10 protein-coding genes and 1 pseudogene are annotated in these 12,983 nt (G+C 64.8%); 6 read left to right on the forward strand and 5 right to left on the reverse strand.

Features of this window, described 5'->3' with window-relative positions; translation table 11 throughout:
- Positions 1-14: 14 nt before the first annotated feature.
- The 4 genes and pseudogenes from ACGFI7_RS32855 to ACGFI7_RS32870 form a co-directional block, all read right to left on the reverse strand.
- Positions 15-863 (reverse strand): annotated as a pseudogene (locus ACGFI7_RS32855) (IS630 family transposase); the annotation flags it as partial.
- The gene (locus ACGFI7_RS32860; RefSeq protein ID WP_393411440.1) at positions 856-1,251 is read right to left on the reverse strand and encodes a hypothetical protein; all 396 of its coding nucleotides are present in this window, start codon (positions 1,249-1,251) and stop codon (positions 856-858) included. The gene ACGFI7_RS32860 and the pseudogene ACGFI7_RS32855, both read right to left, overlap by 8 nt.
- A gap of 779 nt (positions 1,252-2,030) precedes the next feature.
- Entirely contained in the window at positions 2,031-4,127 is a 2,097-nt protein-coding gene (locus ACGFI7_RS32865; protein ID WP_393411442.1) for a hypothetical protein, read from the reverse strand.
- A gap of 17 nt (positions 4,128-4,144) precedes the next feature.
- Complete coding sequence (locus ACGFI7_RS32870) at positions 4,145-4,378, reverse strand: hypothetical protein (protein ID WP_393411444.1); 234 nt, start codon at positions 4,376-4,378, stop codon at positions 4,145-4,147.
- Between the two features lie 478 nt (positions 4,379-4,856).
- Between ACGFI7_RS32870 and ACGFI7_RS32875 the strand changes: the two genes are divergently transcribed.
- Both ACGFI7_RS32875 and ACGFI7_RS32880 read left to right on the forward strand, forming a co-directional pair.
- Positions 4,857-6,737 (forward strand): DNA/RNA helicase domain-containing protein, encoded by a 1,881-nt coding sequence (locus ACGFI7_RS32875; RefSeq protein ID WP_393411447.1) that lies wholly within the window; start codon positions 4,857-4,859, stop codon positions 6,735-6,737.
- 61 nt (positions 6,738-6,798) lie between these two features.
- Positions 6,799-7,344 carry a GIY-YIG nuclease family protein gene (locus tag ACGFI7_RS32880; protein ID WP_393411450.1) on the forward strand — a complete coding sequence of 182 codons (546 nt, stop codon included), beginning with the start codon at positions 6,799-6,801 and terminating at the stop codon, positions 7,342-7,344.
- A 64-nt stretch (positions 7,345-7,408) separates the two neighbouring features.
- Here the strand turns inward: ACGFI7_RS32880 and ACGFI7_RS32885 are convergent, their stop codons facing one another.
- Positions 7,409-7,708, reverse strand: a complete 300-nt coding sequence (locus tag ACGFI7_RS32885; RefSeq protein ID WP_393411452.1) for a hypothetical protein — start codon at positions 7,706-7,708, stop codon at positions 7,409-7,411.
- A gap of 122 nt (positions 7,709-7,830) precedes the next feature.
- Here ACGFI7_RS32885 and ACGFI7_RS32890 point away from each other — a divergent pair, with 122 nt between their 5' ends.
- From ACGFI7_RS32890 to ACGFI7_RS32905, 4 genes are all read left to right on the forward strand, one after another.
- Complete coding sequence (locus tag ACGFI7_RS32890; RefSeq protein ID WP_393411454.1) at positions 7,831-8,844, forward strand: HNH endonuclease; 1,014 nt, start codon at positions 7,831-7,833, stop codon at positions 8,842-8,844.
- 610 nt (positions 8,845-9,454) lie between these two features.
- Positions 9,455-10,150, forward strand: coding sequence for an NUDIX domain-containing protein (locus tag ACGFI7_RS32895; RefSeq protein ID WP_393411456.1), 696 nt, complete (start codon positions 9,455-9,457; stop codon positions 10,148-10,150).
- Positions 10,151-10,163: 13 nt separating this feature from the next.
- A complete protein-coding gene (locus ACGFI7_RS32900; protein WP_393411458.1) occupies positions 10,164-11,306 on the forward strand; it encodes a purine phosphorylase in 1,143 nt (380 codons plus the stop codon).
- Positions 11,303-12,961 (forward strand): hypothetical protein, encoded by a 1,659-nt coding sequence (locus tag ACGFI7_RS32905; protein WP_393411460.1) that lies wholly within the window; start codon positions 11,303-11,305, stop codon positions 12,959-12,961. The genes ACGFI7_RS32900 and ACGFI7_RS32905 overlap by 4 nt, the downstream gene beginning before the upstream one ends.
- The last annotated feature ends 22 nt before the right edge of the window (positions 12,962-12,983 follow it).

The raw sequence follows: 12,983 nt of genomic DNA on the forward strand, positions 1-12,983 counted from the left end.
GGTACCTGCTAGTGTCATCCGCCTGAAATTCGTCGGCAATATTTGGCGAGGGATTCGAGGATCTCCTCGGCGGTCTTGGTCCAGACGAAGGGCTTGGGATCGGCGTTCCAGCGATCCATCCAGGCGCGGATGTCGTGCTCCAGCGCTTGGACGCTCTTGTGCACTCCTCGGCGGATGAGCTGGTCGGTCAGGTAGCCGAACCAGCGCTCGACCTGGTTGATCCAGGAGGAGCCGGTCGGGGTGAAGTGCATGTGGAAGCGGGGGTGCCGGGCCAGCCACGCCCTGATCGCCGGTGTCTTGTGGGTGCCGTAGTTGTCGCAGATCAGGTGGATGTCCAGCTCAGCCGGCACCGTCTTATCGATAGTGACGAGGAACTTCTTGAACTCGGCAGCGCGATGCTGGCGGTGCAGTTCGCCGATGACGCTTCCGTCGGCGATGTTGAAGGCGGCGAACAGGCTGGTGATGCCATGACGAACGTAGTCGTGGGGGCGCCGTTCAGGCATGCCCCGCATCATCGGCAGCACCGGCTGCGACCGATCCAGCGCCTGGATCTGCGACTTCTCATCGGCGCACAGCACCACCGCGCGTTCCGGCGGGTCGTGATAGAGGCCCACTACGTCGACGACCTTCTCTACGAACAGCGGATCGGTCGACAGTTTGAACGTTGTCGTGCGGTGCGGCTTAAGGTCGAAGGCCCGCCAGATCCGGCCGATGGTCGACTCTGACAGTCCGCTGCGCCGCGCCATCGAGGCGCGGGTCCAGTGCGTGGCGCCGGCCGGTGTCTCCTCCAGCGTGGCTACCACCACCCGCTCGACCTGGTCCAGACTGATCGACGGGGGGCGGCCTGGGCGCGCCTCATCGATCGACCTCGCTGCGGGGGAACAGCTCGGGGATGCGGTGGTAGGCGAGTTGGCGTTTGAGCATGAACAGCGCCGAGAACGCCTCCTGCGGCCGGTTCTCGCCCGCTGGCCGGGCGCCGAAGTCGATCCTGGCCACCGGCACCTGGTGGCCGTGCTCGGTCAGGCGGTCGAGCAGTTCGGTGTCGGGGGTGTCGTGGATGTCCGGCCATCGGTCCGTACGGAGGCAGGCGCGTTTCTCCAGGTGGCGGAGGAGTAGCGACTTGCCGTTGCCGCCGAGACCGTGCAGGTAGAGGATCCGCTCTGGAGGTGGGTCCTCGTTGATGAGGATGACGACGTGGCGGGTCAGCTCGAAGCGGTTGGCGAACAGGTCGAGCGAGCGGTCGTGCGCCACGACTGAACGGGCTGCGCCTTCTTGGAAGATCGGCACGGTCAGCCCTGTACGTATGTGAGTCGCAATGTGGTGTCCCGTCCCGGGTAGACGAGGGTTCAACGGCGTTGCACAGCCTCGGTCTCATCATGAGGGTCGCCGTCTCGATCGGTTTTACACCGGACGCCGGTTCGCTTCCACCTGGTTAGGCCGGCTCAGGAGTGCATTTGTGGAGCTCGCCGTAGCGTTTACGAGCAATGGTGAGCAATTGTGTCAAGTCACTCACGGGGTCACGCCCCTTCCTCACTTCGGACAAATCAACACTGATCCACGGTCGCTCGTCCCCACATTGAAACAACATCATCGTGTAGTACGGCCTGGTCCGCGGCAATCGAGCGGTATAAGCAATGAGCCCGTTGCCAAGATCTTTCGGAAGCGCAGCCAGTTGATGCTTGCCGAAGTTCTCGCGTGCGATGCCCAAGACACTGTCACCATCTCTTACCGACCACACGAGAGAGAGACGGTCATAATCATTACGAAGCGCACACTGTCCATGAGTCGTGGGCACGCCAGTCTTGCGCTCCTCTATCGTCACAGTAAGGCCGGTGATGGCCTGGACTGCCTGCTGAGGGAGGAAGTCGCACCAGTAGGGTGGGGAGTCGACGACAGGGCTGATCGAAGTTTCGGCCTCTGGACTGGGCGATGGCGCTGAAGTGGCATTGGTGCAGCCGGCGGCCAGTACGAGTAGCAGTGTCAGGCCAGCGACGGCGCTGCGGGACTGTCGGGTAACTCGAAACGGCATGTCAGTATCCGGTGATGTTGAGGTTGTCATGCGTATTGTCACGGGCTGTGTGCACGGTGTTCGCCAACTCGTTGGAGGTGCTTTCGATGGTGGAATGCCGACGTGCCCATTCCATGAAGTCGTCGAAGGTCTTGGGGTTCGCGATGATCTCATGCATGGGCCTGAGCTTGGGTGGATCGTCGTCGGTAACGTAGCTGGAGCCCTTGGCGTCCTTCATGGCCTCTTCTGGCCAATCGCCGGTAGCGATCTTGGCGCTGATGACAGCGCTTTGCATTAGCCAGTTGACCATCTCATTCTGATTCGACGCGGTACTCAGGGCCTCGCCGGAGGTGACACTCGTCTGGATCATGCGATTGGCGATGTACGACGAGAGCTGGTCGAATGTGAACTCGGCACCTTTTCCACCGGCCAGCCCGCCGAGTTCGCCTGCTACTTTCGTGCCCAGGCTCCCGACGGGTGAGGTAAGCAGGCCAAACGCGGCGTTCAGCGTATTTTTCACATCCTTCTTCGTTTGCTCTTCGCTCCATGCGTTGGCGAGCAAAGCCAGCCTGCGCGCCTCCACCAGGTGGCCGAAGACTTTGGCTTCGGGGATGAGCTGTTCCTTGATGCCTTTCTCGTCACTTGTCGGGTAATGAGCGTTGACTCGCTCAACCACGCGTGCCGCTTCGGCCGCCTGGAGCTCGACGGCGGCGTCTCTGTCGCTGCTGACCAGCACCAGCAGCCGATCCATGTCAGCCTTATCCAACCCGTCGAATCCGCCGGACTTGGTTATGTAGGTGCCGTACACCTGGTCGATATGCGCGGCCAGGGCGCTGCCCATAGGTTGTCTGAGAAAACCCAGTTGGTCGTACAGCTTACGGTCGGCAATGGAGAGCCGATCGTCGTCACCAGGCAGGAACACCTTTCCGGCATGCACCTTGAGGGTGTTCAGTGCCTCTGTGGTCAAGGCCAGGGAGACCGGGTCCTTCCCGGTCATCGCCTTCCGCAGCGCCTCTGCGAACGGTTCGGTGTTGCCGTGGAACTGGAACGCGGGGAGGCGGTCGGTCAGCATGTACGACAGCACCGACTGCTTCCACCCGGCCGGCGTGTGATTCAGCAGCGCCTGGGCGGCCTTCCGGTCGCTCGACGCCGCGTGGAACAGATCATCGATGACCGCCGAGCCGATCCGGTGCGGCGACTGGTTGACGGGCTGCTTCGCGGGGCCGATCGATGGAGTTCCGGGGATCATCCATTCGGTGACGCCGAGCACGGTGGCCAGGTCCGCCATGGGCACCTGCCGGCTGCCCAGAGCGCTGCCGATGGCGTCCTTGGACGCTTTCCAACGGTCCTCGAACTTCTCCTTCTCGAAGACGATGGCGTCTCGTCCGACCACCTGCATGGATTTCTCCGAGAACGGCGGCTTCCCCTCACTCGCTCGCCAGATCAGCGCTTGAGCCTGGTAGCCGAAGTAGGAGGTGCCGTTCACCTTGAACTCGCTGCGTCCGTGCTTGACCAGGTCGTCGAGGAAGGCATCGCCCATGTAGGCGGGATCGTTGGGATCGGTGCCCTTGGCCAGCGCTGTGGCCAGTAATCGCATCGCCTCCCGAGCTTCCTTGGACGTCGCACCCGCGTTTCCTGCTGCGGCGTCGGCACGCAGTTGAGCGGCGATCGTGGCCGGCAGCTCCGTTATCCCTTTGGCGCCGAGCTGGCGAAGGAATGCTTTCACGAAGGATGGGTCTCGCGCCCTCGATGCGTACGCCTGCAGTTGTTTCAACGCATTCTTGTCTCCGGCAGCCGCGGCCTTGGCCGCCTTGGCCGCGAGCGTTCCATCGAGCAGCCCTTGAGCCTCTGGGAGTGAGTCCGGCACTGTGATGATGGATCCTGTCGCTACGGACGCTCCAAAGGCGATCTTGTGTCGCTCCATCTCACGGACGATGCGTTGGCGTTTGCGAAGGTCTTCGGCTTCCTGCTCAACCTGCGCCGCGAGTTTCCTGATCCGCTCCGCGGGAGTGGTGTCGAGCCCGGCGCTGGTGAGCTCTCGATATAAGCGGGAAGCCAGCTCTTCCATTTGGGTGGCGGCTGCCGTGTGGCGGGTGACAAGTGTGTCGAACTCTGGCAACTTGACTCCGCTGAAGCTCATTTCGCCCTCGCCAGTTCGTCCCTGGCCATGGCGACGGCCTGAGTGAGCATCGCGTGCAGTTCCCGCTGGTAGCTGTGCACCGACTGGTCGAAGCGGTTACCGGCCGGGCCCACCCATGCGTCGGCTTCCATGAGCTGACAGGAGGCATGCAAGGCCCACCAGTTGTCGTCGGACAGCTTCTGGATGCGTGCCAACGCTGCCTGCATTGCCTCGCGATCAGGACCAGGCATGCCGATCTCCTCGTGCAGCTGTCAAGGGCCCCAACCGACGATAACCCCGTACGGGCCAATTGCCTCGTTAACCAACTTTCTTGTGATTCCTCCCAATGAGGTTGACCCAAGAAGCGAAAGCCGTGCGTACAAGTAGAGATGATGGCAACGGCCTCGGTTATGTCCACCGCGCCGCGATCGGCTCGAGTTCGTGCGCCGGCCACCTCCCTCGGCCACTCCAGATCCTGCGGAATCCCGCAACTTGAGCGCCTTCGAATGTGGCGATGAGGTTGTCGCACATCATCCAACCGGCCTCGGCAAGGCGGGGTCCGCATCGGAAGCCAAGCGGTGCTGTTCAGCGAACTTCACGACCCAGCGCGGCGACGAAGATCCAGGTAACCTTCTGGCGTATTGGTGATGCGGCCCGACGGGCTTCCGCTCTGATGGCGGACATGCCCCCATACCGCACGAGTTCTTCGTGCTGCCTGGGGGTAGATCCGTGGCCGTCTTCCGGCACTCGGCGGAAAGCCTGGTCCAGCTGGTATCCGAGTCGGTGCCCGAGCGCGTCCTCAGCGACGTGATCGCCGACTACCTGCGCGCTACGCAAGGCATCAATCCGGGCAGGAGCGAACGCAAGTCCTGGGACCGGAGCATCCCGATTCTGGCCCGGGACCTGGTCGAGGCCGGCCTCGGTGGGGTGGAGATGCTCATCGAGTACCAGCTCCCGTTAACCAGCAAGCGGGCCGACGTCATCCTCGCTGGACGCGACCGCCGGACGGGTGCCGACTCCTATCTGATCGTGGAGCTGAAGCAGTGGAGCCAGGCTGAGCTGTATGAGGACGACGCCGAGCTGGTTCTGGTGCCGGGCATGGGGGATCGACCCAAGCTTCACCCGGTCGTGCAGGTACGGGGCTACTGCGAATACCTCGCCGACTTCGTCGGAGCTCTGGAGCAGCACAAGAACGCGGTGCGTGGAGTGGCGTATCTGCACAACGCCAGCGACCCTGACATTCACGATCTCTACGACCACGTCGAGGACGAGCGCACCCGGCTCTTCAGCAAGACGCGCCGCGGCCAGTTCGTCGACTACCTCAAGGCTCAGTTCGCGCCCGAGCCCGGAGCCGCGGCGGCCGATCGCCTGCTGTCCAGCGCCATCCGCCCGTCCAAGCAATTGTTGAAGGTCGCCGCCGGCGAGATCAAGAAGCGTGACCAGTTCGTCCTGCTGGCCGAACAGCGCTTGGCCTACGAGATGGTGCTGCACGCGGTTGAGAAGGCGCGGGCCGGCAACTCGAAACAGGCCGTGATCATCACCGGCGGCCCGGGTTCCGGCAAGAGCGTCATCGCACTGTCCCTGCTCGGTGAGCTCTCCGACCGGGGATACTCGGCGCTGCACGCCACCGGCTCACGCTCCTTCACCGAGACGATGAGGCGAGTCGTCGCCAAGGGCTCGACCCGGTTGAAGGGGATGTTCAAGTACTTCAACAACTTCATGACCGCGAAGCCGAACGAACTGGACGTGCTGATCTGCGACGAGGCCCACCGCATCCGCGAGACCTCGGAGAACAGGTTCACCAAGTCGGCACAGCGGACGGGCCGGCCACAGCTGGACGAGCTGATCGCCGCGGCACGGGTGCCGGTGTTCCTGCTGGACGAACATCAGGTGGTACGGCCGGGCGAGGTGGGACGGGTCGCCGACATCATGGCCTACGCCGAATCGCTCGGTCTGGCCGTCCACCAGGTCGACCTGGACGCGCAGTTCCGTTGCGGGGGGAGCCGCAAGTACGAGGAATGGGTCCTGCGGCTGCTGGGCCTGGACGGTCGTGCTCCGGAGCCGTGGACGGGTGACGACCACTTCGCCGTTTGCCTCACCGAGTCGCCCTACGAGTTGGATGCCCTGCTGAGGAGCAAGCTGGAAGCGGAGTTCTCAGCGCGGATGACGGCTGGGTTCTGCTGGCCTTGGAGCGCCCCGGTGGATGACGCCCTGGTCGCGGACGTACGGGTCGGCGACTGGGCACGGCCGTGGAACGTCAAGGGTGACAGGGCCGTGGGGAACGCTCCGGCCAGTGCCCTGTGGGCCACCGCAGATGGCGGGTTCGAGCAGGTGGGTTGCGTCTACACCGCCCAGGGCTTCGAGTACGACTGGAACGGAGTGATCTTCGGGCCGGACCTGGTGTGTCGGGACGGGAAACTGATCACCGTCCGGAGTGCCAGCAAGGACCCGGCTCTGATGAAGAAAGGAGTTAGCGACGAGCAGGCGGACCGCCTGATCCGCAACACTTACAAGGTGCTGCTCACGCGCGGCATGATGGGCACCGCTCTGTACTCAGTCGACCCGGCGACGCAGGCGTTCCTCGCAGAACTGCTGGAGCAGCGGGCCTAGGCTGCGCGTTTGTCGGTGGCGTGCTCTAGCTTCCTTATACCGACCGGCGTGGGAGGCAAGGGTGAATGCTGCCGAACTGCTCAAGCCGACCAAGCTGTGGGAGGCGGCGGAAGTTCTCGGCCGTCCGGGGCCGGTGCCGGCTGCCGCAGGCATCTATGGGTGGTACTTCACTCAGCCACCGCATCCCAGCTTGGCCGCCGACCGTCTCCTCTATGTGGGGATCGCGCCGCGCCGCATGGCGACCCGGGCCAGCAAGCAGAACCTCCGTAGCAGGGTCCGCTATCACTTCCGGGGCAACGCCGAAGGATCTACCCTGCGGCTCACTCTTGGCTGCCTGCTCGGGCTCGAACTCCGCCGGGTAGGCGGCGGCAAGCGGCTCACCTTCGGCCAGGCCGGCGAAAAGGAACTGACGGACTGGATGGCCGAGTACGCTCGTGTGTGCTGGATCGAGCATGATGCGCCTTGGGAGGGCGAATCCGAGCTGATCGCTCGGCTGGACGTGCCCCTCAACCTAGATCAGAACCGTCACCACGCCTTCCACTCCTACTTGAGCGGCGTCCGCGCCTCCGCTCGTGCGCTGGCGCGGAGCCTTCCGATCAGCGTCTGAGAGCTCTGGTCGGTTGTGGTCGAATCGGACATAGGACAGCTGTGTTCGCGTGGACGGGGTGCGTTCACGCGAGGTAGAGGCGTTCGCGGAAGGCTCCGCGCTCTTCGCGTTTGGCCGCGGCCACCTCTTCGATCGTGGCCCAGTCGTGCCCGTGGACCGCGGCTAGAGCGCGAAGGACCTCATACACATCAGCTATCTCACCGGGCACCTCGCCGGGAGACGCCTGCCCGAGCTCGGTGGACTCCTCGAACAACTTGGCCACCAGGGCATCCCGGTACGCGCCCTGGGGGAGCACCGTGACGGCCGGTTCCCTGCCGCCCTGGCGAATGATGTCCGGAATTTTGTCTCGCACCAGTTTCCCCATGTCCCAGGGTCCTCCAAAGTCAGTACGGCAGAGAAGCTGAGCCTACTGACCTTCAGTGACATCCTTCTGATCGCGAACTACCCTTAACCGGTCGAGATCGTGATCAACGCTGGCATGTGCTGATGAGTGTGGAGTTCTTTCGCGAAGAGCCGACTGCCCGCTCCTCCTGGCGGCTGGCGGTGCTCATGGGCGTCAACGTGCGTACGTACAAGTTCGCGGTGGGGGAGGCGTTGCTGGGCGCCGCTGGTGAGGGACGTACCGACATCCTGCTCAGCGAGTTGGCCGAGCCGTACGCGATGAGCCTGGTCGAGCACCTGGCCCATGCGCCGCAAGCGTCATCGAAGACCGCCGCCGGCGAACTGGACTTCCTGACCGTGGCCCAGCAGGAAGCCGCGGAATCCGTGCGGCAGGGTTCTCCGACCGAGAAACTGCTCGCGGCTGCGATGAAGTCGATGCCCGCAATGGTGATGCAGAAGTTTCACAACCTGCGGGGCAGTGGCGCGTCTGAGGTGCCGCACCGCTTCTACGAAGTGACCGGCGCTGGCCAGAAGCGGGTGGTCAGGCTGACCGAACACCTGCGTGCAGTCGCGCTGTCTGAGCAGCGGGAGAACCTCCAGACGGAGTTGGTGGCGAGGTGGAGCATCGTCGAGACGTCATTCGCCGCCGGCGTGGGACGGAGCCTGATCGAGGAGGGCATCGAGGTCGACCTCGAGACGTTTCGCATTACTGACAAGGCGCGGCGACGTTCGGTCGCGGGAGTCACCGATGCCGTCATCGGCTTCCAGCATGGCCGCTGCATCATCTGTGCCGAACCGCTCATCGCCGGCGTCGACGCGATCGCCGTCGACCACGTCTTCCCGTACTCGTTCAAACGGCTCCTGCGTGGCTCTGCCATCGACTTGGACGCCATCTGGAACCTCGCCCCGGCCCACGGAGCCTGCAACGGGCAGAAGAGCAACCAGCCGCCTACAGAGGGGCAGCTGACTCGCTTGGCGCTTCGGAACGAGGCGATCATGCAGTCACCCCATCCGTTGAAGAAGACGCTACAGCTGATCTTGAAGCGCCATGGCTACACGGGCGGGCGGGTTGGAGAATGGTGGGACTTCATCCAGACGGTGCGTAACGAGCTGCGGTGACCGCAGCCGGTCCAGGTTCTGACGGCGCGGATGGACCGCTCGGTTGCCATGTCGGCGATACATCCACACGTATCGGACCGGCCGCGACTACTTGAACCACCGATTGTGCTGATACTTGGGGGCATCGAACCTGTCGAGCTCATGCGTCGTGGGCGCTGGGCGGACAGGGGGTGGCTGACCTGCATCTCGTGTTCGCCGATCCGGTACAGCCCTTGTTCCATCGCATTTCTGGTGACTGGCCGGCTGTGTCGATCGCCAATCCGGCGTTGCCGTGCCGACTCCGATGCCTGTTGACGAGGACGGTATACGGGGAGCGGCTGCTCGCGGTGGGAGCTGACCTGGTCTCGTTGGTGCGGGTGTTCCTGGACGACCTCCGATCTGGTCGACCCGTTCCGCCGTGGGCCGCTGCTCGATCCGGTGCGTCGAAGTACTCGTACGGGTGGGGAACCGGATATATCGACAATGCGTTTGGCCGCAACCGCCGTGCGTGCGGGGACACCTGCGGTGCCTGAAGCTCATAGCGAGTCCGACACTACACCTCAGCGCTAGACATTACTGTCCATGCCTGGAAAGGGTTCCTGTCGATCTGACAAAAACTTATGGTGTGCTCATGCCCAACGACCCATGGCAGCCGCCGCGCATCCTGCTCGCGGTCGATCTGGTGATCCTGACCTTGCGTGATGCGCGCTTGCACGTCCTGCTTGTGAAACGTGGCATCGACCCGTTCCTCGGAGCCCTCGCCCTACCGGGTGGCTTCCTGCACGACGAGCACGAGGACCTCGGGGCGGCGGCGCGGCGAGAACTGCTGGAAGAGGCGGGCCTGTCCGACGTGCACCTGGAGCCGTTGGCCGTGTACGGCGAGCCGGGCCGCGACCCGCGCGGTCGCGTCGTGTCCGTCGCCTACCTGGCCATCGCACCCAGGCTTCCGGAACCGGTCGCCGGCACCGATGCCGCGGACGCCTCCTGGACCCCGGTGGACGACGCCCTGGCTCCAGACGCGCAGCTGGCGTTCGACCATCGCCGCATCGTCATCGACGGAGTCGAGCGCGCGCGTGTCAAGCTGGAGCACACCGCCCTGGCCACTGCTTTCTGCGCCGAGTCCTTCACCATCTCGGAGCTCCAGCAGGTGTACGAGGCGGTCTGGGGTGTCCGCCTCGATCCCCGGAACTTCTACCGCAAGGTACAGGGCGCCCGCGGCTTCATCGTCGCCGACGGCCCGATGCGCAAGACCCCGAACGGACGGCCCGCCCGGCTCTTCAGAGCGGGCCCGGTCCATGTCCTCAACCCCCCGATGACTCGGCCTTAGGAGGTCGGGGGTCATGATCGTGATCCTCACCGCGCTGGATCTGGAGTATCAGGCCGTCCGCAGGCACCTGAGCGACCCGCGCGTGCACCGTCACACCGCCGGTACCCGCTTCGAGGTCGGCCGCCTCGCCGGCGACGGGCGCCGGGTAGCTCTGGGCCTGGTCGGCAAGGGCAACCATCCGTCCGCGGTGATCACCGAACGGGCGATCGCCGAGTTCTCGCCGTCGGCGCTGTTGTTTGTGGGGGTTGCCGGGGCGCTGTGGCCCGGTGTCGGCCTGGGCGACGTGGTGGTGGCCACGCACGTCTACGCCTACCACGGCGGCACCAGCGAGGACGATGGTCTAAAAGCTCGTCCGAGGGCCTGGGAGATTGATCACGAGACCGACCAGATCGCCCGCCACCTCTACCGCACCGGGGCCTGGGCCCGTCACCTGCCTGCGGGAGCGGCTGTCCCCGAAGTGCGTTTCGGCCCGATCGCGGCCGGTGAGGTGGTCCAGGACTCCGCGATCTCCGCTCACGCTCAATGGGTGCGCCACACCTACAACGACGCGCTCGCTATCGAGATGGAGGCTGCCGGCGTGGCGCAGGCCGCCCACCACAACAGATCGCTGCCCATGGCCGTGGTGCGCGGCATCAGCGACCGCGCGGACGGCACCAAGATCGAGACCGACGGTCTGAACTGGCAGCCGAAGGCGGTGGCCAATGCCGCCGCCTTCGCCGTGGCCCTCGCCCAGGAACTGGCCGTGGAGCACGACAACCGTCCCCCGAGCAAGGCGAGAGAGGCGAGCAACATGTCCGACAGCGTGAAGAACGTCGCCCGAGACAACGCCCGGGTGGGCGTGCAGTCGGGGCGCATCCACGGCAACGTCACTGTCGGACATCCTCCTCAGAGCCAGGCGGTTGACCCGATCACCCGGCTCGCCGAGCTGCGTGACCAGCTTGCCAGGGCGCGCAAGGCCCAGGAGGTGGATGAGGACACCTTTACCGCGGCGGAGGAGGAGATCGTCATCGCCGCCGAGTCGCTTGCGGAGAGCACCGAAACGGGCAGGAGCAGAGCGATGGTCGCGCTCAAGAGACTCCGCGGGCTCCTGGCGGATGTGGCGGAGCTGGCCGCGCACGTGTCGGCCGTGATCGCGGCCATCCGGAGCGTCCTGTGAACGATTCCTCCTCTGGTACCACCAACGTTGCCCAAGACTCGGCGAACGTCGCCGTCCAGGCGGAGGCCATCCACGGGCCGGTCAACGTCTACCAGGTCGCCGCTGCCCGTTCGGCCGAGGAGATCTTCCAGGCGGGGCTGAACTGCCTTCGCGCGGGAATGGCTCCGGAGGCGCGCGAGAACCTCCGCGAGGCCGTGGTCGTGCGCAACTACGTCAACGGCCGCTCCTGCTTCTACCTGCTGCTGGCCCTGCTCAGCGGACGGACCCTGCAGCAGCTGCCGCCGAACGAGATCGACATGTTGCGATGCGTACGCGGTACCGTCAAGGACGACGACGCCTGGGCTGACGCGATCAAGCTGGTCGACCATCTCCTGACGTCCCGGCCGCAGGAGAGCCGGGTTGTCGGCCTGGAGCAGGAGTTCCAGAAGCTGACCGACGAGCAGCGTAACGACCTCCTCCAGCACATGGAGATGTTCCTGGACAGCTCCGCCGAGGACGCCCTCTGGGCGAGCGCCTTTGAGGCGGCCAGACACGACCGCTACGCGCTGAACCGGCTGGGCCGGGCGTGGAAGTTCTTCCAACCTGAGCCCATCGGTGCACGGGTACGGCCGACGGACCCCGTCCTCGTCGGACCCGGCGCCTGGACGGGGGCCATGGCGACTACCGCGCTGGCCCTGGTGACCGTCGGCTTCCTCGGCGCCACGGCCTGGCAGCACAACGAGACAGTGGCGCTGTTTGCCCTACTGACTCTCACGGCCAGCTGCTACGTGAGCGTGCGCAGCGGTGTGGAGTGGAGGTGGATGAAGGAGCGACGTCAGGCGAAAGACGCGGCGATCGTGGCAGGCGGCTTCCTGGTCTGGAGCGCAGCGCATGTCAGACCGCTGTTCGTGTCGCTGGCCGCGATCGTCGCTCTGGCCTCGGTCTGGTCGACGGCCCGCCTCTGGCTGCGCATCGCCGCGGAGTACAGGCGCCACTCGGCCGACAAGAGAGAGAAGGAGCGGCTGCTGGCCGGCCGCCGGGCGGCTTTTGACCGTTGGAAGCGCAAACTCGACGACAGACCGGACGACCTCGAGATGGCCCGATGGCTCGAGTGCGACCGCAAGGTGCTGATGGAGCAGGCGATGGATCTCTACCGATTGAAACGGCAGGACGTCCTCGCTCACGCGTTCATCGAGGCGCCCGCCACGCCCTTCTACGACCGGGCACGCATCGAAAACGGGCCATGGCGATATTCGAAATACAAGATCCTGCTCTTCCTGCTCACCAAGGACGGTGTGCGGCAATTGACCCAGCACCTCGACTTTCGCGAGGCCACCGCCCGCAGCCGGGCGCGCATCAATTACCGCTACGACGCGTTCACCTCCGTTCAGGTGGCCGAGACCGACAACGGAGAGAACGCCTTCGAGCTGACCCTGACCAACGGTGACCCGATCAAGGTCAAGGTGACGGATCCGCCCACGGATGTCACCGAGACCGAGGACAGGGATCCGCAGAACGCCTCACAGCTGACTCTCGGCACGGCCGGTCTCGGTAACGCTCTGCACGTACTGGAGGGGGTGGCCGCGGAAGGCAAGGCGTGGATCGCCTTAGAACGTCAACGCGAAAAAGTTCCCCAAGCGGAAGTGAGCCGGGCCGTGAACGCTATGTTCGCCTAACGCACCCTGGCTGATAGATACT

It is taken from the genome of Nonomuraea sp. NPDC048826, assembly GCF_043198225.1.
Taxonomy (GTDB): domain Bacteria; phylum Actinomycetota; class Actinomycetes; order Streptosporangiales; family Streptosporangiaceae; genus Nonomuraea.